The sequence below is a fragment of the Alloalcanivorax marinus genome, from assembly GCF_016785095.1.
In the GTDB taxonomy this organism is placed as follows: Bacteria; Pseudomonadota; Gammaproteobacteria; order Pseudomonadales; family Alcanivoracaceae; genus Alloalcanivorax; species Alloalcanivorax marinus_A.
In genome coordinates this window covers 232,466-253,668 of record NZ_JAEKJB010000002.1, presented here as the reverse complement: position 1 = coordinate 253,668, position 21,203 = coordinate 232,466, and the positions used below count along the sequence as shown (strand labels likewise).

At 64.7% G+C, this 21,203-nt stretch carries 19 protein-coding genes; 7 read left to right on the top strand and 12 right to left on the bottom strand.

Going from position 1 to position 21,203, the window contains the following annotated elements; translation table 11 throughout:
* Window positions 1-12 precede the first annotated feature (12 nt).
* From JF515_RS02940 to JF515_RS02920, 5 genes are all read left to right on the top strand, one after another.
* The gene (locus JF515_RS02940; protein WP_203100863.1) at window positions 13-894 is read left to right on the top strand and encodes a branched-chain amino acid ABC transporter permease; all 882 of its coding nucleotides are present in this window, start codon (window positions 13-15) and stop codon (window positions 892-894) included.
* Complete coding sequence (locus JF515_RS02935) at window positions 891-1,886, top strand: branched-chain amino acid ABC transporter permease (RefSeq protein ID WP_203100861.1); 996 nt, start codon at window positions 891-893, stop codon at window positions 1,884-1,886. Before JF515_RS02940 ends, JF515_RS02935 begins: the two co-directional genes overlap by 4 nt.
* Before the next feature lie 37 nt (window positions 1,887-1,923).
* A complete protein-coding gene (locus JF515_RS02930; RefSeq protein ID WP_203100859.1) occupies window positions 1,924-2,640 on the top strand; it encodes a TetR/AcrR family transcriptional regulator in 717 nt (238 codons plus the stop codon).
* A gap of 96 nt (window positions 2,641-2,736) precedes the next feature.
* Window positions 2,737-4,098, top strand: coding sequence for a GlyGly-CTERM sorting domain-containing protein (locus JF515_RS02925; RefSeq protein ID WP_203100856.1), 1,362 nt, complete (start codon window positions 2,737-2,739; stop codon window positions 4,096-4,098).
* A gap of 207 nt (window positions 4,099-4,305) precedes the next feature.
* A complete protein-coding gene (locus tag JF515_RS02920; RefSeq protein WP_203100854.1) occupies window positions 4,306-5,694 on the top strand; it encodes a hypothetical protein in 1,389 nt (462 codons plus the stop codon).
* A 131-nt stretch (window positions 5,695-5,825) separates the two neighbouring features.
* Here JF515_RS02920 and JF515_RS02915 read toward each other — a convergent pair whose 3' ends face one another.
* Entirely contained in the window at window positions 5,826-6,602 is a 777-nt protein-coding gene (locus tag JF515_RS02915) for a hypothetical protein (RefSeq protein WP_203100852.1), read from the bottom strand.
* A 323-nt stretch (window positions 6,603-6,925) separates the two neighbouring features.
* Between JF515_RS02915 and JF515_RS02910 the strand changes: the two genes are divergently transcribed.
* Both JF515_RS02910 and JF515_RS02905 read left to right on the top strand, forming a co-directional pair.
* Window positions 6,926-8,272, top strand: a complete 1,347-nt coding sequence (locus JF515_RS02910) for a GlyGly-CTERM sorting domain-containing protein (RefSeq protein WP_203100850.1) — start codon at window positions 6,926-6,928, stop codon at window positions 8,270-8,272.
* Window positions 8,273-8,289: 17 nt separating this feature from the next.
* On the top strand, window positions 8,290-10,272 hold the full coding sequence (locus JF515_RS02905; RefSeq protein ID WP_203100848.1) for a tetratricopeptide repeat protein: 1,983 nt from the start codon (window positions 8,290-8,292) through the stop codon (window positions 10,270-10,272).
* A gap of 37 nt (window positions 10,273-10,309) precedes the next feature.
* Here the strand turns inward: JF515_RS02905 and JF515_RS02900 are convergent, their stop codons facing one another.
* From JF515_RS02900 to pseB, 11 genes are all read right to left on the bottom strand, one after another.
* Entirely contained in the window at window positions 10,310-10,831 is a 522-nt protein-coding gene (locus JF515_RS02900) for a hypothetical protein (protein ID WP_238400807.1), read from the bottom strand.
* 2 nt (window positions 10,832-10,833) lie between these two features.
* Window positions 10,834-11,136 carry a nucleotidyltransferase domain-containing protein gene (locus JF515_RS02895; RefSeq protein ID WP_203100846.1) on the bottom strand — a complete coding sequence of 101 codons (303 nt, stop codon included), beginning with the start codon at window positions 11,134-11,136 and terminating at the stop codon, window positions 10,834-10,836.
* A 68-nt stretch (window positions 11,137-11,204) separates the two neighbouring features.
* Entirely contained in the window at window positions 11,205-11,810 is a 606-nt protein-coding gene (locus tag JF515_RS02890) for a response regulator (RefSeq protein ID WP_203100844.1), read from the bottom strand.
* Window positions 11,800-14,034, bottom strand: coding sequence for a sensor histidine kinase (locus JF515_RS02885; RefSeq protein WP_203100842.1), 2,235 nt, complete (start codon window positions 14,032-14,034; stop codon window positions 11,800-11,802). Before JF515_RS02885 ends, JF515_RS02890 begins: the two co-directional genes overlap by 11 nt.
* A 134-nt stretch (window positions 14,035-14,168) precedes the next feature.
* Window positions 14,169-15,524, bottom strand: a complete 1,356-nt coding sequence (locus tag JF515_RS02880; protein ID WP_203100840.1) for a hypothetical protein — start codon at window positions 15,522-15,524, stop codon at window positions 14,169-14,171.
* Window positions 15,521-16,588 carry a pseudaminic acid synthase gene (gene pseI / locus JF515_RS02875; protein WP_203100838.1) on the bottom strand — a complete coding sequence of 356 codons (1,068 nt, stop codon included), beginning with the start codon at window positions 16,586-16,588 and terminating at the stop codon, window positions 15,521-15,523. The genes JF515_RS02880 and pseI overlap by 4 nt, the downstream gene beginning before the upstream one ends.
* Complete coding sequence (locus JF515_RS02870) at window positions 16,589-17,137, bottom strand: GNAT family N-acetyltransferase (protein WP_203100837.1); 549 nt, start codon at window positions 17,135-17,137, stop codon at window positions 16,589-16,591.
* Window positions 17,138-17,279: 142 nt separating this feature from the next.
* Entirely contained in the window at window positions 17,280-18,335 is a 1,056-nt protein-coding gene (gene pseG / locus JF515_RS02865) for a UDP-2,4-diacetamido-2,4,6-trideoxy-beta-L-altropyranose hydrolase (RefSeq protein WP_203100835.1), read from the bottom strand.
* Entirely contained in the window at window positions 18,332-19,027 is a 696-nt protein-coding gene (pseF, locus tag JF515_RS02860) for a pseudaminic acid cytidylyltransferase (RefSeq protein WP_203100833.1), read from the bottom strand. Before pseF ends, pseG begins: the two co-directional genes overlap by 4 nt.
* The gene (gene pseC, locus JF515_RS02855) at window positions 19,024-20,172 is read right to left on the bottom strand and encodes a UDP-4-amino-4,6-dideoxy-N-acetyl-beta-L-altrosamine transaminase (protein WP_203100831.1); all 1,149 of its coding nucleotides are present in this window, start codon (window positions 20,170-20,172) and stop codon (window positions 19,024-19,026) included. Before pseC ends, pseF begins: the two co-directional genes overlap by 4 nt.
* The gene (pseB, locus tag JF515_RS02850; protein ID WP_203100822.1) at window positions 20,173-21,171 is read right to left on the bottom strand and encodes a UDP-N-acetylglucosamine 4,6-dehydratase (inverting); all 999 of its coding nucleotides are present in this window, start codon (window positions 21,169-21,171) and stop codon (window positions 20,173-20,175) included.
* Between the last annotated feature and the right edge of the window lie 32 nt (window positions 21,172-21,203).

Below are 21,203 nucleotides of genomic sequence, written 5' to 3'. Positions count from 1 at the left end.
CAAGGTAACGCTATGGACCTGTTCGGCGTGCCCATCACGGCGTTGATGGCGCAACTGATGATCGGCCTGGTGAATGGCTGCTTCTATGCCGTGCTTAGCCTGGGGCTGGCGGTAATCTTCGGCATGTTGCACGTGATCAATTTCACTCATGGTGCCATGTTCATGCTCGGTGCCCTGCTGAGTTGGGCCGGGCTACACTATTTCAACATCAATTACTGGGTGATGCTGGTTATGGCGCCGTTGATCGTCGGCGCGTTCGGTATCCTGCTGGAGCGGTTGTTTCTGCGCCGCGTTTACCACCTGGATTATCTCTACGGTCTGCTGCTTACCCTCGGGCTGACGCTGATCATCGAAGGAGCGGTACGGTCCGCTTATGGGGTATCCGGGCGCCCCTACGGCCCGCCGCCCATCGCCGGCGTCACCAACCTCGGCTTCCTGATGCTGCCCAATTATCGGTTGTGGGTGATTGTCGCTTCCCTGCTGGTGTGTGGCGCTACCTGGTTCATGATTGAACGGACCCGGCTTGGCGCCTACCTGCGCGCCGCCACTGAGAACGCCAGCCTGGTGGAGGCGTTCGGCGTCAACGTACCAATGATGGTGAGCCTGACATTCGGCTTCGGGGTGGCGCTGGCCGCTTTCGCCGGCGTGCTCGCGGCGCCGGTAATGCAGGTTTCCGCGCTGACCGGCCAAACCCTGATCGTAATCGTATTCGCGGTGGTGGTGATCGGCGGCATGGGCTCGATTCTCGGCACCGTGGTTACCGGCATCGGCCTGGGGCTGGTGGAGGCGTTGACCAAGGTGTACTACCCGGAGGCTTCCTCGATGGTGATGTTCCTGGTCATGGTGCTGGTGCTCATGGTGCGCCCGAACGGATTATTTGGAGGTGGCGAATGAGCGCTTTCCCTTCCCTGCGCACTTGCGGTTACGCGATGTTGTTGTTCGCCTTGGTGGTGGCGCCGTGGGCTGGCCTGTACCCGGTGCTGGGCACAAAGCTACTGTGCTATGCGCTGTTTGCCTGTGCCTTCCATCTACTGCTTGGCTACACCGGTCTGGCCTCCCTGGGCCACGCGGCTTTTCTTGGGGTGGGCGGTTACGTGGCTGGCTACGGGGTCAAGATGTGGCAGCTTTCCCCGGAGCTGGCGTTGCTCGCCGGCCTCGGCAGCGGCGCGCTGTTGGGCGTGGTGATGGGCTTCATATCAATCCGTCGCTCGGGTATCTACTTCACCATGATCACCCTGGCGTTGGCGCAGATGGTCTACTTTTTGTGCGTGCAGTTACCACAGACCGGGGGCGAGGACGGGCTGCAGGGCATTGATCGGGGCCGGCTGTTCGGACTGCTTGACCTGCACGACGATCTGACCATGTACTACACGGTGCTGGTCATCTCGGTGGCCGCCTTCTTGTTTATCGCCCGCGTGGTGTACTCGCCATTCGGGCAGGCCCTGCAGGCGATCAAGGACAATGAACCCCGGGCGGTGTCGCTGGGCTACCATCCGAACCATTACAAACTGATCGTGTTTACCCTGTCCGCCGCGCTGACCGGCCTGGCCGGCGCGCTCAAGGCGATCAGCCTGGGTTTCGTCACGCTTTCCGACGTGCATTGGATGACCTCCGGCCACGCATTGCTGATGACCCTGGTGGGCGGGCTGGGCACCCTTTCCGGCCCCGTGGTGGGCGCCCTGGCACTGGTTACCCTGGAAAACAAGATGGGTGCCCTGGGAGCGGGTTTGGCCAGCCTGACCGGCTTCGCCTGGTTCTCCACCCTGGGAGAATCGGTGATGATGATCATGGGGATCGTGTTCGTGCTGTGTGTGCTGACCTTCCGGCGCGGCATCATGGGGGAACTGCTATCGCTTTCCCGCCATCGTCCGCGAAAAACAGCCTAGCGTGGATTTTTACCACGAATTCACCAAGAATGGCGCCATGACACGAACCACGACACGACGCTCGCGCAACGGCGCGCGGCTGCCCGAGGACAGCGGCACCCCGCATTACCTGGGCGAGAACATCGAGAAGGATCTTGAAGAGGTCTCCCGGCGCGCGGGCGGCGGCACCATGCAAAGCCGTATTCTGGTGGCCGCCATCGCCCTGTTCGCGGAGCGGGGCTACGAGAATCTCAACATGCGCACACTGGCCAGTTGGGTCGGTCTCAAGGCGCCCACGCTCTATAACTATTACCCCTCCAAGGAAGCGCTCCTGGTCGGAGCCATCGATCTGGGGATGGACGATTTTTTCTCCTATATTCTCGATGGGATTGAGGCGGTGCCCCGGGGATCACGCCTTTTCACGGTGATCGACCGCCATGCGCGCTATAAGATGCGCCACCGGCTCATCGCCCGCGCCAACGACCGCCTGATCGACCCTCAGTTCGCGCGCATGTTCCTTCCCGACGACGCCGCTCGCCATTTTAGCGAGCGCATGGCGGGCTACCGCCATCAGGTGCAGGATCTGGTACGCGACTACGTACCCGACGACGGTCCCGTCAGCCCCAAGGTGGTGACCCTGGCCGTGCTCAGCCAGTGCGACCGCATGGCGTACTGGTATAACCCCCATGGGGAGATGAGTGAGGATCAGGCGCTCGCCCAGGTAACCGTTTTGATCCGGCGCATGCTGGGGTCCCCGGAAGCGTGCGCCGGTTAACCGCGCGATCGGCGGATTCACGGTAACGTCTTGTCCTCGCGCGGGGGCAAGGATCGCGGCTCCCGCAACGATATATGTTTGTTTCGGGGAACTCTCATGTCCTTGCCTTACTTCCGGCGCGCGCCTCTGGCCGCGGCGGTCTCCTTGGTGTTGGCGGCACCGGCCGGCGGCGCCACCGACGATACCCTCACCCTGCGCGCTCTGAGTGGCAGTGTTACCTTCACCGGCTTCGACCTGGCCGCCACGCCGGACGGCTTCGTGGCGGTGTGGGCCGAGCACGACGACAGCGCCCAGGATCGCTTGATGGCCCGCCGCTACGACGACGAAGGCCTGCCGCTGGACGATGCCTTCCTGGTCCATGAACAGGCCAGCTCGCGCAGCATGGGCCGCCCCTCCGTGGCCGCCGACCAGAGCGGCAATCTGGTGGTGGGCTGGGAGAGCAGCAGTACCTCGCAGTTCCCCGAGGAATGCGGCGGTGGCCTGCATTTCACCCGGGTAAGCGCGGACGACGCCGTGGCGGAGCCGGCGGTGCCTTACCAGAATTACGTCATGGGGGCCTGCGCCCTGGACGTGGCCATGGACGATGACGGCGACTTCCTGGTGACCTGGACCAGCGTCGTGAGCGGCCAGCCCATGGAGCAACTGGGCCTGCGCCCCTACATGGCGGACGGCACCCCGATCAGCGACCAGGTCTACCGCTACGCCTCCACCAACGGGGTACGGCTGGGCCATGCCAGCCTGCAGGGCGAAGGCGCCGTGGCCATCGCCTTTCACAACGGCGGGCAGACCCAGTTGTTGCGCAACTCATCCATCAACCTGAGCAGCGACCAGTACAGCAATATGGCCCTGGACAACGACGCCGACTTCGGCGACGGCGTGATCCAATCCGGCGCCATCATTGCCCGGGATCGGGAAGGCGGCTTCGTGGGCGCCTGGCGCCAGCATGCTCCGGACGCCGAGGCGGGCGAGGCTTATTCCCTGCGCGCCCAGCGCTGGGCCGCCGACGGCAGCGCCGGTGACGCTCTGCTGCTGGCCGCCGAGGCGGAGGAAGGTTTCAGCAAGCCCGGCGTGGCCACCAACGCGGCCGGCCAGATGGTGGCGGTATGGAGCTACCAGCCCGCCGGCCAGGCACCCGAGGCCGGGGCCATCGCCTTCGACGCCAACGGCCAGCGCCTGGGTGAATTGGACTGGGAGTTCGCCGACCTGGCCGCTCTGGGCACCGACGGCGCGCCCCGCGTCGCCCTCAATGGCACCGCCGCCCTGGTGGCCTGGTACGGCGCCGACGGGCAGACCCTGGAAGCCCGTTCGCTGAATGTGTCCGACGCCCAAGGTGGCGGCGGTGACGACGGCGGCTCCGATGACGGCGGCTCCGGCGGTGGCGGCGGTGGCGGCACCACCGGCCTGCTCAGCCTGCTCGGCCTGGGCCTGCTTGCCCTACGCCGCCGCGTTCGACGGTAACCCCCTCCCGGCCCGGCGCTCGCCGGGCCATCGCGACTGAAGCCGCTCCTACCGCGATCTACTGTTGTAGGAGCGGCCGGGCGGCGTTCCGCTTCAGTCGCGATCTCACCAAGGCGCCCCAAAACCGTGCGCCGGTTAACCGCTACCTGTGCAATTTATTGCCACCATCCCCCGCTCATAACAACACTGATCCTGAGGGGGATTCTCATGTCACTGCCCGTGTTTTCACGCACGCCGCTGGCCCTGGCGGTGGGCGCCGCCGTTTTGTCCACGCCCGCAGGCGCCGCTTCCTTGCTCGACGACGCCTCGCCGATGGTGGAGCTGTACGCCCCGACCGAGGCCATCAGCATTAATGGCTTCGACGTGGCCGGCCTGCCCGACGGCCTGTTCGCGCTGGTCTGGTCCGAGTACGACAGCGACACGAGCCTTTACCACGTGCGGCTTGCTCGCTTTGACGCCGACGGCAACGCCGAGGGCGACGTCCTGGAACTGTTGTCCGGTTCTCCGTCCTCTAGCGGCGGTCCAAACAACCCGGTGGTGGCCGCCGACAACGACGGCGACCTTGTCGTGGCCTGGGATTTCAACGATGGCGGCTGCGGCACTCTGGGCTACACTCGCGTCGACGCCGACGACACCATCGCAAGTCCACAGTCCCTGTCCCATGATGCCGGCTCCGGAAGTGACTGCCAGGTTCGGGTCACAATGGACGACGATGGTCGCTACGCATTCGGCTGGCGCCATGAATCAGCCACCAACTCTCCGGCGTACGTGGTCCAGACGTTCAATGCCGACGGCTCCACCATCGCCCCGTCCTTCGAGGTGGCGCCAGCGCTCGCCATCTTTCCAGGGTTAGCTCTCGCCTTGCGGGACGACACCCTGGCTGTGGCCTGGACCGCGGATGTCGGGCCGGACTACCCGGTAATGGCACGCCGTTACAATCAGAACGGCACCGCCCTGGGCAACGCGAATTTCCGCCTGGATAACGGCGCCCCGGACCACGCCGTGATTCAAACCTCACCGGTACTTGTTCAGGACCCCGCCGGCGGATTCCTGGGCATGTGGCACCAGACGCGAGCCCTCAACGATGAGCTCGTGGACAGCCAGCACGGCCAGCGCTGGGCCGCCGACGGTACCGCCCGCGCGGAGCTCGTGTTCAGCGATGACAATATAGGCGGCGATGGTATGGAAACCCTGGGCGGCAACGCGGTTGCCCCTTCACTGGCCACCAATGAGCAAGGCTTGATCCTCGCGGGCTGGAGCGCACGTCTCGACCACGCCGATGGATTCAGCCGGGTCACGGCTTTCCAGAACGGTCAACGCCTGGGCGATGACGCCGTTACCGTCGGGTCCTATACCCAGGGGGATTATTTTTACTCGCCGAACACGGAGGTGGTGCTTAACGGCCGCACCGCCACCGCCGTATGGTACGAACAGAACGCCGATCTGGAGTACAGCATCCGGGCACGCTCGCTGACGCTGCCGGAGGCCGCTTCGAATCCGGCAGCGGGCGGTGGCGGTGGCGGTGGAGGCGGCGCTAACTTCCTCGGGATGTTTGGCCTGATGTTGCTGATGGCGGGGCGGCGGACCCGCCGGTAGCATCGTCGCGGCCCGGAACCGTACACGAGCCAGTGGCGGCAGCAGCGATATCACCACCGCCCTGCCGCCCCTGCTTACCGCCGGATTCTTGCCCCCGGCGTCGGCGCCCACCAATGGCAACCGCCGGGGCGTCAACCTTCCGCCGAATGAGCCCGTAACGCCGTCTGAATTTCCATGATGTTCCAGGCCTGCTCCGCCAACACCGGATCTCCTGCCCGCAATCTCAGGAATTCCGCAGCTGCATTGATGGCTTTACTGACCCCGGTAAGATCGAGCATCGTTTTCACCGCCGCTTGATCGGCCTTCACTAATTTTCCGTTCTGTTCCATCCATGCCAGAACATCATGGGCATGCCATAGGGGCACGGAATCAAAGACTCTCGGCGCCGGAAAGCGTGAACGAGAGCGGCGCAACTCCCCCGACGCATACTTGCGCATTGCTTGTCGCGTGATGGCAATGCGATTGTCTGATAACCACTCGGCGATGCCTGACAGGTTGAGCAGATCAGGGCCGACGGATTGTGGATGCGCCCCCGGGATCGCGGTTTGTACATCCCGCACGGCGGAATGAACGACCGTCATGGCTTGCTCACCTTCGCGGCTGAAATCCAACGATAAATAGCCGGGCCGAGCCAAGCCCACGATCGCATCGTCGCATCCCGCTTCGAAGAGAGCATCCAGCCATTGTTCGGAATCCGGCTGCTCCAATGGCAACTCGAAATGCACCTGAAACTCATACATCGTCATCATCTGCTCCTGACCGCCTGTACAGACAACCATCCACGGCCCTGCGTAAAGCCCGGGCATGCGCTTCCGGATTAGCCGGCGTCGACCAAATACTGACACGGCAAAATCTTCCGCATCGGCAGCCGGCATCGTTATTCGGACATTCAAGAATGCCCCAGGCATGGGCGCTCTTTCCCGTGGGCCTGACACGCCATCCATGCTGCTCCGCGTAACGAACAGAAAGCTCCAATACACGCTTGGGGTGCTTTTTCCGGCTCACATCGCCTCCTTGCAAAGGATCGCTCTCTCCCCTTTTGTTGTCAATTGACAACAATTCCAGGATATACCTTTTCATCCTACTCGCCGTTCACGGACGACAAAGCATGGCTTGCGGTATCCGCAGGATGTCCTGTAACAATGCACCCGACATTTGTCGGGTACTGCCGGCGCGGGGGCGGTTCTAGAGTAAGCGTGTTTTTGCAACCTTACTCCGGGGGTGAATTTCCGTGTCTTACTTGAATTTCCAGCGCACGCCGCTGGCCGTGGCGGTGTGCTCCGCCGTTTTGTGCGCGCCGGTGGGCGCCGCTTCGCTGCTCGACGACGCCGCTCCAACGGTGGATTTGTACGCCGCGCCGGAGGGCTACCAGATCGAGGACTTCGAGGTGGCGGCCCTGCCAGGCGGTCGCTTCGCGGTGCTGTGGTACGAGGCCGATGACGAAGACCACGAGATCATCAAACTGGGGCGCTTTGAGGCCGACGGCGACCTGCTCGGCGATGTGATGTCGTTGGACGCGGGCAACGCCTCCTCCATCGACGTGCGCGACCCGGCTCTGGCCGCCGACGACGACGGCGATCTGGTGGCGGCCTGGTCCCTCGCGCTGAACGACGACTGTATTGCTGTGTCCTATTCGCGGATCGCCGGGGACGGCTCGCTGACCGACGAGCAGAATTACGTGAACGCCGGCAGTGGCGACCAATGCCTGCCCGCCGTCACCATGGACGCGGACGGCCGCTTCCTGCTGGCCTGGTACCACGAAGACGCGGCGCCGGAATACCGGGCGCTGGCGTTCAACGCGGACGGCACGGCGATGGGCGACTTCTTCGTTCTCGGCGAGGCGCAGAACGGAGCCCCGGCCCTGGCGCTGCAAGGCGATACCCTGATGGCGGCCTGGTCCGCGTATGTTTCGTCGGCCGGCGGCGATGTGGTTCTGGGGCGCCGATTCAATCTCAACGGTACCGCTTTGGAGGCCGAGCCGTTCCGCCTGGATGATGGTAGCGAAGCGGGCCTCAGCCTGGACCAGAGGCAGCCGGCCCTGGCCGCCGATGAGGACGGCGGCTTCCTGGCGATGTGGTCCCAGGAGGTGTGGCCGGACCATGTCAAAACCCTGACCATGCAGGGCCGGCACTGGGCCGCCGACGGCACCCCCGGCGAGACGCTGGCGGTGCCAACCGGCGGCCTGGATACCGGCGGGCCGTCCCTGGCCTCCGACGGCGACGGCCTGGTGGTGGTGGGCTGGAGCCAGGCCCTGCCCGACGAAAACGGCGGCGAAAGCCGGGTGATGGCGTTCCGCGATGGCGCGCCCCTGGACGACGGCGCGGCGGTGGTGGCGACCTCCACCATTCCGGAAGCGGTGGATCATTCCCTGAACACCGAGGTGGTGCTCGGCGATGGCACCGCCACGGTGGTGTGGTTCGCCCAGGAGGATGGTGGCCCTTCCACGCTGCGGGCACGCACCCTGAGCGTGGAAGACGCGCCCGGGGATGGCGGCGGCGGTGGTGGTGGCGGTGGTTCCACCGGTTTGCTTGCGCTGCTCGCTCTGGTGTTGTTCGGGAGGCGGCGGAATCGCGGATGACGGTATAGTGGCCGCCCATGAACGAAAACCCGGAACACATTCTCAAACGCGCCCTGGACCACGCCGGCGCCGGCCGGCTTGAGGAGGCCCTGGCGTTGCTGGCGCCGCTGGCGGCGCGCTACCCCAAGGTGCCGGCGGCGGTGATCAACCACGGGGAGATTCTGCGCCGGCTGGGCCGCTTCGACGAGGCGGTGACGGTGCTGGAAAACGCGGTGGCGCGGCTGCCGGATCTGCCCGTGGCGCGCTTCAACCTGGCCCTGGCCCTGCGCGGCGCTGGCCGCCTGGAGGATGCTCTGGCGGTGTACCGCGAGGCGCTGCGCCGCCAGCCGGACCATGGCGACGGCTGGTATAACCAGGCCAACGCCCTGCTCGACAGCGGCCGCGAAGAGGACGCCGTGGCCAGTTACCGGCGCGCGCTTCAGCACCTGCCGCCAGCACGCCAACCCCGCACCCTCAACAACCTGGCCAGCGCCCTGATTCTGCTGCTGCGCCCCGGCGAGGCGGAGGCACCGCTGCGCGACGCCCTGGCGCTGAACCCGGACTACCCGGATGCTCATCTCAACCTGGCCGTGGCCCTGGAACGCCAGGGCCGCGTGGACGAGGCCGCCACGGCCTACCGGCGCGTGGCCGGATTGCGCCCGGCTCACTGGTGGCATGCCCTGCACGCGGACCTGCTGCGCCCGGAGGTGTTCGACGACAACGCCGCCATCGACGCCTGGCGGGACGATTACGCCGCCACCCTGGGGCGCTGGCGGGAACGGCCCGGCCAGCTGGACCCGGCCCTGCTGCACCTGAGTGGCGCCGAGCCGCCGCCCACCCTGATGTACCAGGGCCGCGCCGACCGCGCCCTGAAAACCGCCCACGCCGACCTGCTGGCGCCGCGCCTGCCGGCCTTCGAGCCGCCGGCGCCGCGCTCCGGCGGCGAGCGCCGACGCATCGGCTTCGTAGTCAACCATGGGCACGAGGGTATTTTTATCCGCAGCGTGCGGGAGGTGCTGCCGCGCCTGGACCGGCAACGCTTCGAGATCGTGGTGGCGGTGACCCGCCCTGCCCTCCACCGGACCCGGGCGGCGCTGGGCGACGATGGCCTCCACTGGCTAGCGCTCAACCCGCGGGTGGATGAGGCCGCCGGGCAACTGCGCGCGGCGCGGCTGGATCTGCTTTACCACTGGGAGGTGGGCTCGGACTCGTTCAACTACTTCCTGCCCTGGTTCCGGCCGGCGCCCCTGCAATACACCAGTTGGGCCTGGCCGCTGACCAGCGCCATCCCGGGCATGGATTTCTTTTTGTCCTCGGACCTGGCGGAGCCGGACAACGCTCAGGACCTGTACCGGGAAACCCTGCTCACCATGCCCGGCAATATGTTCACCTGGGCCGAGCCGCCGATGCCGCCGGAGCGGCCCATGACGCGGGCCGACTTCGGCCTGGCGGACGGCGAGCGTCTGTATCTGTGCGCGCAGAACCCGCGCAAGATCCACCCGGATTTCGACCCGCTGGCGGCGGCCATCCTGGAACGCGACCGGCGCGGCCGGGTGCTGCTGATCGGCAGCCTGGAAGGCGCCGAGACCGCGCCCCTGCGCCGGCGCCTGCAACGACGCCTGGGCGCTCTGGCGGAGCGCGTCACCCTGCTGCCACGGCAGAGCCGAGAGCGCTACCTGGGCCTGCTGGACGTGGTGGACGTGGCCCTGGACCCGCCCCACTACAGCGGCGCCAACACCAGCTTCGACGCCCTGGGCATGGCATTGCCACTGATCACCCTGCCCTCGCCACTGCTGCGCGGCGCCTTCACCGGCGGCCTGTACCGGCGCATGGGCCTGACCGGCCTGATCGCCCGGGACCCGGAGCACTATGTGGAGCTGGCGGTGAGCATCGCCGGCGACCCGGCCCTGCGCCAGTACTGGCGTGACGCCCTGCGCGAACACAACGGCGCGATCTTCCATGATGAGCGCGCCATCCGCGAGCTGCAGGACGCCTGGGAGATCATGCTTGGCGACGTCTGACGCCACACCCCATCGCGACTGAAGCGGAGTGCCCGTGTTAATCAAAAAGGCGCTCGAACTCCCGGGTGAAGTCGCCGGTGGCGGGTTGGATCCCCAAATCCGCCTCGGCCCGCGCGACAAGATTACGGGCGGTTCGGAATAACATGCCACTCAGTGATTCCAGGGTATTGAAATGCTCGGCGATGGCTTCGTAATTGGTTTCGTAGTCGTGGGCTGCGATATTCCGCGCCATGCGGCTCTGTTGCCATTCCTCCGAGGACTCCAGCACGCCCAGCTTTTCGAAAAACGACAGCACCTTAAGGAAACTGTCCGACTCTTCGCTCATCAATAGAGCCGTGTGTCGCATGGCCACCGCCAAGGTATCCTGGAGCTTGGCAAAGCGCTCATTGATGGCCGCCAACGTTTCGAACAACTCGGTATCCTTACGCTTCGCCGCCAGGTCAGCCCCGAGCAGGGGCCAGGCCATCTTGCGCTCTGAGTAATCAAGAAAATAGGCGCAACGTTGCAGCGCTTCCAACAGGTGGGATAGATGGCGCCGCTCTTCGTCAAGGACGTTCATGATCAGGAAGCCTCCAGCAAGGGTCTGGCGCGGGCCTTGGCCAGCGACTGAAACGAGCTCAACGGCTTCCCGGCTTCCGTGATAACCAGGTCCACGGGCAAGCGCAACGACTCTTCCAATGCCATTTTAAGGGCGGCTCGCCGCAATAAAGATACGGTGCGGTCGGCTTCGATGAAGAGATCCAGATCGCCCCCTCTACGGCGATCATCCACCCGCGAACCAAACACCGACACAGCGACGCCGCCGCCCAGGTGCGCCTGCACGAGTTGTTGAATTCGCTGCCGTTGCTCTTCGCTCAAACGCATACAGATCTCCAGATCACACGGTCGAGAGTAGAACCGGCACGTCGGGCTCGCAAGGGCCGATCGCGGGATCAGTCGAGGATGAAGCCGAGGCGGCGGGCCTTGAGGACGACCTGGGTGCGGTTGTCGCATTCGAACAGGGCGAGCAGGTCGGAGACATACTCGCGCACGGTGGCCGGGGCGATATCGAGCCGGGTGGCGATTTCCTTGTTCGGCAGGCCCAGAGCAAGCAGCTCCAGGGTGGCGGACTGGCGGGGCGAAAGGGTCACCGGGCGGTCCACCTCACGGGCGCCGAGCACCACCAGTTCACCGTCGAGGATGGCGTGCAGGGCCTGGATCATGACCGCTTTGGGCACCGCCTTGCCGATGAAGCCGTCGGCACCGGCGGCCAGCATGCCCTGCACGCTGGCCTGATGATCCACCGTGGAGATCACCACCACCGGCAGCGCCGGATGGTCACCCTTGATCGCCTTGAGGCCGTCCAGGCCCCGGGTGCCCGGGATCTGCATGTCCAGCAGCAGCAGATCCAGATCAGGATGGGCCGCCAGGGCGGCGCGGGCGGCGGCGTAATCGCCGGCCTCGATGATCCGGGCACCGGGCACCGCCTCTTCCACCAGCCGTCTCAGCCCATCGCGGAACAGCTCGTGATCCTCGGTGATCAGTATGCTAACCGTCATCGGCTGCTCCCATGGCCGGCTCACCCGCGGTCGGCGGAGGGTCGGCGCGACGCAACGCCGCGTTAAGCAGCGCTCGTAACCGCGACGGCGGTGCCGCGGCGTCCAGCAGCAGCCAGCCCGGCGGCACACCGCCCTCGGGCTCTCCCAGGCATACCGCCAGCGGGTCGCCGGGCAGGGACACACTGCCATCCAGGCAAGCCGGCTCGCACAGCACCAGGGCCGCTGGCGCGCCCTCGGCCAGCGCCGTCCGGGCGCACGTCAGGGAGAGCGCCGTGGTGACCCGGCAGCCCCACCGCTCCATGCGCGCGGCGAGTGTATCCCGGGCCGGGCCCGGCACCATCACCAGCAGCACGCGAGGCGCGCCATGGTCCGGCCCCGGCTGCCGGGCCGGCGGCGCGGAAGCCGGCGCCAACGCCACCGCGAAACAACTGCCCCGGCCCGGCGCCGAGACCAGGCTCAGCGGATGATCCAGCAACTCGGCAAGATGCTTGACGATGGACAGGCCGATGCCAGCGCCCTCTTCCCCGCCGCCCTGGTCGGAACGCTGATAGATGTCGAACACCCGCTCGCGGGCATCGCCACCGATGCCACGCCCGCTGTCCCATACCTGGATCACCACCCGCCCCCGCCGTTGGCGAACGCCCACCAGCACACCGCCGGTGTCGGTGTATTTAATGGCGTTGCCGATCAGGTTGCGCAGCATCCGCTCCAACAACTCAGGATCACTTTGCACGGTGACGGCGCGGGCACGCAGGCGCAGCCGCAGGCCCTTGTCCTCGGCCAATGGCCGGTACTCGTCGGCCAGCCGCCGCAACAGCGGGGCCAGCGGCACCGCCCGGGACACCGGCCGGATCGCTCCGGCCTCCAGCTTGCCCAGATCCATGATCGACTGGAATGAGCCGCTCATGCGCCGGTGAGCGGCCTTCAGCCGCAGGAATATGCCGCGCCCCTCGGCATCGCGCACATAGGGCCGCAGGTGCCCCAGAAACAGGCCCATGGCGTGCAACGGCTGGCTCAGATCGTGGCTGCTCTGGGCAATGAAGCGGGATTTGGACCGGCTCAGGAATTCCGCGCGCAGCTTCTCCTCGCGCAGCGCCCGCACCCGCAGGATCAACGCCATCGCGTGCAGAAACATGTGCAGGATTTGAATGTAGAGCACGATCACCATCTTGTAGGACTCGGTGATCACCCGAGCCGGCGCCGACGATCCCTGGATCACCACGGCCACCTGCAGCAGCGACAGCACCAGCGGGAACCAGCCCAGCAGGTAGATCACGTAATAGCGCCCCTCGGCACGCACCCGGGCGATGCCGGAACCGAGGATCACCACCGCCAAAATCACGTAGTTAAAGACATACAAGGACACCCGCGCCTCGAACGGCACCGTCAACGCCAGCGCCCCCACCACCAAGGTGAGCAGCCCAGCGCCCAGAAAGGCCCGGTACCAGCCGCCCCCGCGCGCCACGCGCAGAAAGCTGGCGGCGAATGCCAGCTGCGACAGCAGCGCCGAGGAAACCAGCAGCCAGAACAGTCCGCCCTTGTGATAGTCCGAGCGCCACAGCAACGCCGGCAGGCTGCTGTGCTCCAGGTAATAGGCCAGCATCAGCAACGACGACAGCGCGCCCCAGAAAAACGCACGCTCACCGTTAAGCGCGCCGCACACCACCGCCAACGCCGCCAGACCGACAATCACCCCCACCGCCACCAGGAAGGCGATGTTCAAGCCGGTACTCCAACTCTGATACTCCGGCGCGCTCATCACCGCGACATAGGGATGCCAGGTGGGATGCGTCGCGCTCAGCTCCACCACCAGGGACCGGGCCTGCCCCGGCGCCAGGGTCAGCTCCACCGCTCGCCCCAGCACATTGATGTGAGCATCGCCGCCCGGGCCGGTACGCTCGAAACCGAGCCGCCGGCGCCCGCCGTCCTCGTCCAGCAGCAACACCCCGGGCTGGCGAAAGCCGAAGTTGCTCACGTGCAGCACCCAGTCGCGCTGCTCGGAACGGTTCACCACACGGGTGTAGAGCCAGTAGCGAGGATGCTGACGGAAATCCGGCGCCAGCCCGAATGCGCGCCCCTCCGGCGGGATGGCCGGAGCGTCCGCCAGCGCCACCCCGGGCGGCGCCGCCACGAAACCGGAGGAATGCTCCAACGACGCCAACGGGTAGCGGGCATCCTGACTCCACAGCTCCAGGGAAGGCACCGCGGCGCTCGCCGCGCCCATCAGCAGGCCATAACAAAGGCACCCGACAAGAACCGGGAGCAAACGGGCGGGATCGCCGGCAAGGCGCGAAGAGTAAGGAGTCATGGCGCTTGCCAAGATGCCGCGCCGGTCGGGGGGAGTCAACGAACCCGGTCTCAGGACCGGAGCGGGCCTTGGTAACCGAACAGGTCCGGGTAACGGTCCGCGTCCGGAATGGTCTGGAGAATATCGGCGGCCAGCTCGCCCTCGCGGCCCTCCCATTCGGTGCCGAAGGTGTGGCTGTAATGGCGCACCGGGCTGTCGCCGTCCACGGCGGGCCGTGACCGATTCTGGTCCAGCCAGGCGATCAGTTCATCCGGGGTTCGGGCCCGGTTAGCCACGCCGGCGGCCACGTAGCCGTAGTAGTCGTCAGTATCGGTGGGCGTAATGGGATAATACAGAGGGCGCACGCCTGCCAGGGCGGCCTCCAGGTGGATACTCGAATCCCCGGCGATCAGAACACGCAGCCGGGAGAGAAAATCGCCTACCGGCTGTTCCGACGGATCGCTGAAATCGCCCCCCGTATCCGCCAGGATACGTTTGAAATCGGCCACCTGCTCCGCTGCCTGGCGCGGGTGCCAGCGCAGAATCACCGGCCGGCCACGCAGGCTTTCCAGCAGAGCCCGCACCCGGGTGGTGTCATCCAGGGTATTCACCGCGATGCCAATGCCCGGGCCCGAAGCCCGGGCGGGCAGCGCCTTCTTCTGGCCAGTAAGAAACACACAGGGACGCGGCGCGCTGAACGGACCCGGCGGGCGGTTGACCGCGCAGCGACGGTAAGTGTCCAGTGCGGCGGCGCCGTCAAGCAGGGCCACGTTGACCCTAAGCGCGGGAAACAGCGGGCTCACCGAAGCGTGCTGGCAGTACACCGTGGCGATACCCAACTGGTGAGCCATGGCCAGCAGGCAGCGATTGTCCACGCTGTGATCGTTGGATGTGACCACCACCGCCGGCCGGTGCAGGCGCAGCAGCCGGTGAAAATGCACCAGCAGAATCGGGCACCGGCAGAGCAAATCGAAATACCAGGCCCGGGTGAGAGGGTGAGCTTCCCGGGTCTGACGCCACAGGACCGGCAGCCGGGTCGCCAACAACCACAGCCCGCCGAGCAGATCGGTGACGCTGAACGGGCGGAAGGGAAAGGCTTCGCCAGCGCTGCGATGCCCCAGCCCCAGGGCCACCACCTCCTCGCCGCGCCGCCGCAGTGCCGTCAGGGTGCCTTCCAGGGCGTGGGCCTGATTGGCGGAACCGGCATAGAACAGATAGCGTGCCCTGCCGGCGGGCCCGGCGCCGGGCCGGGTATCACGCACCATGAAACGCAGCGCCAGCAGCACCCGCCGCCAGGCCCCGACCTGACGCGGTGGAGTGCGGGTCAGGTGGGGCAGATTCTCCAATTGACGGCCGTGCAGGTAGGCCAGCCAGCACTCCGGTTCCTGGCGCAGCACGGCCCGCGCGGCGCGAAGAGCGGCTCTCAAGGCTCCACCGCGTCCCAATCCACCGGCGTGTTGGCGTCCACGTCCCGGCTCAGGGTTCGCCCGAGCAGAGCCTTGAGATGCTTGGGCGCCAGGCCATAGCCCGGGCGCACACTGCGCACCGCGTCGGCGGTGAGGGTATCGCCCCGGCGCAGGGGCTTCACGAAATACAACGAGCGCCGGAACTGCGCGTTGCCCTGCTCGCTGGACTTGCGCCCATAGTCCACCTCACCCAGGGCGCGCCAGGCGGTCTTGCTGTCCCGGCACAGGGCGGCCAGGTCGGCGGGTTCCAGGGAGAAACTGTCGTCCGGGCCACCGCCACTGCGGTCCAGGGTGAAGTGTTTTTCGATCAGGCTGGCGCCCAATACCACGCTGGCGATGGCCGTGGTGTTGTCCAGGGTGTGATCGGACAAGCCAGTAACCAGGCCGAAACGCTCGCGCATATCCGCCAAGGTACGCAGGTTATAGTCCTCCGCCGGCGCCGGATAACCGCTCACGCAGTGCAACACCGCCAACTGGGTGCAGCCGGCGCCCCGGGCGGCATCGATGGCTTCCCGGATTTCCTCTTCGTCGGCCATGCCGGTGGAAATGATCATTGGCTTGCCGGTGGCCGCCACGTATTCGATCAGCGGCAGATCCACCGCTTCGAAAGATGCGATCTTGTAGGCCGGCGCGCCCAGGTCCTCAAGCAAGTCCACGGCGGTGGTGTCGAATGGTGAGCTGAAGATGGTAATATCAAATTTTCGTGCATGATCGAATAGCGGCCCGTGCCATTCCCAGGGCATATGTGCTTCTTCGTAAAGATCGTATAGAGTCCGACCGTCCCATAACCCTCCCTTAATCCTGAAAGCATCACTGTCGCAATTCAACGTAATGGTATCGGCTCGATAGGTTTGAAGTTTAACTGCATCTGCGCCCGCATTAGCAGCCTCTTCTATGATGCGCTTGGCGTTCTCCAAATTACCGTTATGGTTAGCGGACAGCTCGGCGATAATATAGGGGGATTCATCTTCCGCTACTCGGCGCCCATTTATCGTAATGGACGGGTTATCAGTTGGCAGACCCATTTAATTACCTTGATTATCGTCGACATCATTGAAATAGCGCGGATTCAGGCATGCAACACACACCCGATCCTGAGAGACACCGTCAATCCAGTAGTAACCTCTCATCCGCGCCTCTATGAACCACCCCGCCCGGGTGTAGGCTTTAATAGACCCTATATTTCCTTCGAACATACCACCCTGTAACCGACGAATATCATATTCCTCAAACGCGATTTCATTTGCCATCGCTATCGCTTTACTTGCAATACCCCTTCCCAAGAAACCCCGATTCCCAATAAGGCACACCAGGTCGGAGGTTTTATTTTTTTTATCAATAGGCCCAATTTTAACATTGCCGATCCTGACCCCTTCTTTACTCTCTATCATATAATAGAACCAATTTTTCCCCGCCAGCCCTTCTCGAAAGTCGTCCACTACCATTTTTTTTGTAAAAACCCGACCAGAACCAGTGAAGTAATCCAGATGGCCGTCTTCATTCACAAACCATGAAAGATACTCATCATCGATATCCTGCTCTTGAAGCGGTCGTATGAGAACATCCTGGCTCATTGGTTTCTCCCATTCCTGCGAAAAGTGTTGTCGCGACACGTAGCAAACCCGCTCCGTCACGAGCCGCAACACCCCTCATGGTCATATGTCTTAGTGATAGCGTCGGCGCATGTAAGGATGACCATGGCAATGTGGTAACAGATCAAGATCCGATTAGGGTGTCCAGGACTCGATTCACGCCTGAACCATCCGTTACCGCCGCCGCCTTCCGGCTCATCGCCTGGAGGCGCTCCGGGGCCTGCAATGACTCTACGCAAGCAGGCAGGTCAACGGCAATGTCGTCAACACCGCCCAGGGTGACGGCGGCGCCACTCTCTTCAAGGGCACGGGCTCCTACCCTCTGGTTATCGGCCAGGATCACCATCACGGTTGGCAGTCCCAAGGCACAACGCTCCCAGGCGGAGCTTCCGGCGGCGCCAATGGCCAGATCAGCGGTGGCCATTCGGCTTGCCATATCCGCGACGTTCACCGCCATGTCCACCGGCCACTGCAAGGAATTGCCCAGTTGGCGAATCTGCTCCAGCCCCGGAGCCATGCTCCCCATGATCACCGTGATGCGCTCAAGATCCGGCAAACGGCACTCTTTCAATCCTTTAAGCACAAGGCCAGTGGCACCGCCGGGATCACTTCCCCCCATGCTGATCAGCAGGTGTCGACAGCGGGAATCGGCGCGGCGCGCCAGGCTGGCGGATCGATTAAGAGCGAACTCCGGTCGAAGCATCGCATAGGCCGGCCCTGTCAGCACTTGGCAGGAAGACGGCAACAGTGCCTGGTAATCGCTCTGATCGCGACCGAGGTTCTGGTCTACCAGCACATCGCAGCAATGGGGCCTGTCCGCCAGATCATCGATGACCAACAAACGGTCGGTGTTGTCTCGGGCACGGACTTCCCAATCCGTGGACAGAGCGTAATGATCGACCACCAGCCAGTCCGGTGCGATGTCGGTGATGATGGGCAGGCTGTCCGCCGCGTCCTGTTGTTCACTGACACCCAGCCAGGAACTCTCCTCCGGCGCCGGCAAAATACTCACCGGAAAGCCGGCCTCTTCCAGCGGACGGCTCGAGAACCCCGGCTGGCACCGGCAAAGGAAGTGGCAGGCCGTGCCCCGCGCGCGCCAGGCCATCGCCAACGTCATGCACCGCATCAAATGGCCACTCCCCATATGGGGCGCGGCGTCGACCCGAAACAGGGCCTTCATGAATGACCGGCTCGCATGGCTTTGAACAGCCACTCGGCACGCTCCCAGTCCTCCGGGGTGTCGATGTCCTGGACCCGGTAGCGGGGCAGTTCAATGGGCGCCGCCGCCTCGCTGAACAGCGGACGCTGCTCACGCCAGGCAAGAGCTCGCCCCCAATAGAACTGGCCGGCGTCGTGCCAGGCCTCTTCCAGGTCCTGGGAGCGGGTGGAGAAGTGCTCCGGCTGAAACATGCCTATCCGGCCTTGCGGGGTGACGCGCAAGGCGCGCTGAATCGGAAAGGCATAGCGGGTGACGGAGAAGGCATAGTCCACGTCGCCCCGATCGAGACGGTCGCGCCCGGCGCGCAGGTCCTCGGGGCGCACGAATGGGGCGGTGGCGTAAAGGCAGCAGGCGGTTTCCACGGTCTCGCCGTGATCGGTTAGCCATTCCAGGGCGTGGGCAATCACCGGCAAGGTGCCGGTGTGGTCGTCGGCGAGTTCCGGCGGACGCATGAACGGGGTTTCGGCGCCCCACTCCCGGGCCACCTTGGCGATGCCTTCATCGTCGGTGGAGACGATCACCCGCTGGAAGCAGCCGCTTTCCAGGGCGGCGCGAATCGACCAGGCGATCATCGGCCGGCCCTGGAAGGGTTTGATGTTCTTGCCGGGGATGCGCTTGCTACCGCCCCGGGCCGGGATGATCGCCACGCTCATGCCGACAACGCCTCCTTGAGCGCCGCCACTACCCGGCCCTGGTCCGCTTCTTCAAGGGTCGGAAAGAGGGGCAGGCTGATGGCCTCGGAGTAATAAAGCTCCGCTTCCGGGAAGTCGCCGGCGCTGAAACCCAGGGCCCGGTAATAGGGTTGGGTGTGTACCGGAATATAATGCACATTGACGCCGATGCCAGCGGCGCGCAGGGACTCGAAGACGGCGCGGCGACGCCCGGCTTGAACCCGGATCACATAAAGGTGCCGGGCGGAAACAGCGTCCGGGTGCTGCCAGGGGCGCTCCAGGGGCAATGCCTTGAGCAACTCGTCATAGCGTTGCGCAAGCGTCTCGCGACGGGCCACGTACTCATCCAAGCGGGCAAGTTGCGACAGCCCCAAAGCGGCCTGTATCTCGGTGAGGCGGTAGTTGAACCCCAACTCCACTTGCTGGTAATACCAGGGGCCATCCGGCTCGCCGACCATGGCTTGCGGGTCGCGGGTGATGCCATGTTCGCGCAACCGGGTCATACGGTCGGCCAGCGCCGCGTCGGTGGTGAGCGCCATACCACCCTCGGCGCTGGTGACGATTTTCACCGGGTGGAAACTGAACACGGTGATGTCGCTGTAGCGACCGTTACCGATGTAGTCGCCCTTGTAGCGACCGCCCACCGCGTGGGAGGCATCCTCGATGACCCGGAACCCGTACCGCTCCGCGAGCTTGGCGATGCCGGCCATATCGCAGGACTGGCCGCACAGGTGCACCGGCACCACCACCTTGGGCAGGCGGTTGTCCCGCTCGGCCTGCTCAAGCTTGCGCGCCAGCGCCGCCACGGAGAGGTTATAGGTACGCGGATCAATGTCGACGAAGTCCACTTCGGCGCCGCAGTAGCGTGCGCAATTGGCGGACGCCACGAAAGTGATCGGGCTGGTCCAGAGACGGTCGCCCTCCCCCAGACCCAGGGCCAGGCAGGCCAGATGCAAGGCGGAAGTGCCGCTGTTCACGGCCACTGCGCGAGCGGCGCCCACTTTGTCGGCCACGGCCTGCTCAAAGCGCGGTACCACCGGCCCCTGGGTAAGGAAGTCGGACTCCAGCACCTCGCGCACGGCGTCAAGGTCTGCCTGGCGAATATCCTGGCGGCCGTAGGGAATCATTCAGATGCTCCCGATTTTTTCCCGATTGGTGTCGATCCAGGCACGCAGTTCATCGTCGCTCATCCATTCGCGGTTATTGTCGCTGGAATAGACAAAGCCTTCCGGCACCTTCTTACCCTGCTTGATGCGGTTGGCATCCTTGTCCCAGTTATTGATAGCCGGCAGGATCTTGAAATGCTCCGGGTATTCATAGGTGTAATAGGCATCCTCGGCACCAATCATCTGCTCATGCAGTTTCTCTCCGGGGCGGATGCCGACCACTTCCTGGCGGGCCTCGGGCGCCACCACACGAGCCAGATCGGTGACCTTCATCGAGGGAATCTTCTTAACATAGATCTCTCCACCTTCCATGTCCTCGAAAGCGTGCCAGACCAGCTCCACGCCCTGCTCCAGGGAAATCATGAAGCGCGTCATGCGCTCATCCGTGATCGGCAGGGTGCCCTGATCCCGGATCGACATGAAGAACGGGATCACCGAGCCCCGGGAGCCCATCACGTTGCCGTAGCGTACTACCGCGAAACGGGTCTCGTGCCCACCGGCATAAGAGTTCCCCGCCACGAACAGCTTATCGGAGGTGAGCTTGGTGGCGCCGTACAGATTGATCGGACTGCTGGCCTTGTCGGTGGACAGCGCCACCACCCGCTTGACGCCCTTGTCGATACAAGCGTCGATCAGGTTCATGGCACCCATGACATTGGTCTTGACACACTCGAAGGGGTTGTACTCGGCGGTCGGCACGATCTTGGTGGCCGCGGCGTGCACCACATAATCGACACCGTCCAGTGCCCGATACAGGCGATCCCTGTCCCGCACGTCACCGATGAAGAACCGGACCCGGTCGTCGCCCTGGAATTTCTTGGCCATCTCCCACTGTTTCATCTCGTCGCGGGACAGGATGATCACCCTACGTGGGTTATAGCGCTCCAGCAGCATGGGCACGAAGGTGTGACCGAACGAGCCGGTGCCGCCGGTAACCAGTACGGATGCGTTATCGAACATGCAATTCTTCCTTTTTCCGGATACAGGCAAAA

What these genes read in the sequence shown, in the direction of transcription:
- JF515_RS02940 (WP_203100863.1), top strand. Translation starts at nt 13, where the DNA reads ATGGACCTGTTCGGCGTGCCCATCACGGCGTTGATGGCGCAACTGATG.
- JF515_RS02935 (WP_203100861.1), top strand. Translation starts at nt 891, where the DNA reads ATGAGCGCTTTCCCTTCCCTGCGCACTTGCGGTTACGCGATGTTGTTG.
- JF515_RS02930 (WP_203100859.1), top strand. Translation starts at nt 1,924, where the DNA reads ATGACACGAACCACGACACGACGCTCGCGCAACGGCGCGCGGCTGCCC.
- JF515_RS02925 (WP_203100856.1), top strand. Translation starts at nt 2,737, where the DNA reads ATGTCCTTGCCTTACTTCCGGCGCGCGCCTCTGGCCGCGGCGGTCTCC.
- JF515_RS02920 (WP_203100854.1), top strand. Translation starts at nt 4,306, where the DNA reads ATGTCACTGCCCGTGTTTTCACGCACGCCGCTGGCCCTGGCGGTGGGC.
- JF515_RS02915 (WP_203100852.1), bottom strand. Translation starts at nt 6,602, where the DNA reads ATGCCTGGGGCATTCTTGAATGTCCGAATAACGATGCCGGCTGCCGAT.
- JF515_RS02905 (WP_203100848.1), top strand. Translation starts at nt 8,290, where the DNA reads ATGAACGAAAACCCGGAACACATTCTCAAACGCGCCCTGGACCACGCC.
- JF515_RS02900 (WP_238400807.1), bottom strand. Translation starts at nt 10,831, where the DNA reads ATGAACGTCCTTGACGAAGAGCGGCGCCATCTATCCCACCTGTTGGAA.
- JF515_RS02895 (WP_203100846.1), bottom strand. Translation starts at nt 11,136, where the DNA reads ATGCGTTTGAGCGAAGAGCAACGGCAGCGAATTCAACAACTCGTGCAG.
- JF515_RS02890 (WP_203100844.1), bottom strand. Translation starts at nt 11,810, where the DNA reads ATGACGGTTAGCATACTGATCACCGAGGATCACGAGCTGTTCCGCGAT.
- JF515_RS02885 (WP_203100842.1), bottom strand. Translation starts at nt 14,034, where the DNA reads ATGGGCGCGGCGAGCGCCGCGGTGCCTTCCCTGGAGCTGTGGAGTCAG.
- pseI (WP_203100838.1), bottom strand. Translation starts at nt 16,588, where the DNA reads ATGGGTCTGCCAACTGATAACCCGTCCATTACGATAAATGGGCGCCGA.
- JF515_RS02870 (WP_203100837.1), bottom strand. Translation starts at nt 17,137, where the DNA reads ATGAGCCAGGATGTTCTCATACGACCGCTTCAAGAGCAGGATATCGAT.
- pseG (WP_203100835.1), bottom strand. Translation starts at nt 18,335, where the DNA reads ATGAAGGCCCTGTTTCGGGTCGACGCCGCGCCCCATATGGGGAGTGGC.
- pseF (WP_203100833.1), bottom strand. Translation starts at nt 19,027, where the DNA reads ATGAGCGTGGCGATCATCCCGGCCCGGGGCGGTAGCAAGCGCATCCCC.
- pseC (WP_203100831.1), bottom strand. Translation starts at nt 20,172, where the DNA reads ATGATTCCCTACGGCCGCCAGGATATTCGCCAGGCAGACCTTGACGCC.
- pseB (WP_203100822.1), bottom strand. Translation starts at nt 21,171, where the DNA reads ATGTTCGATAACGCATCCGTACTGGTTACCGGCGGCACCGGCTCGTTC.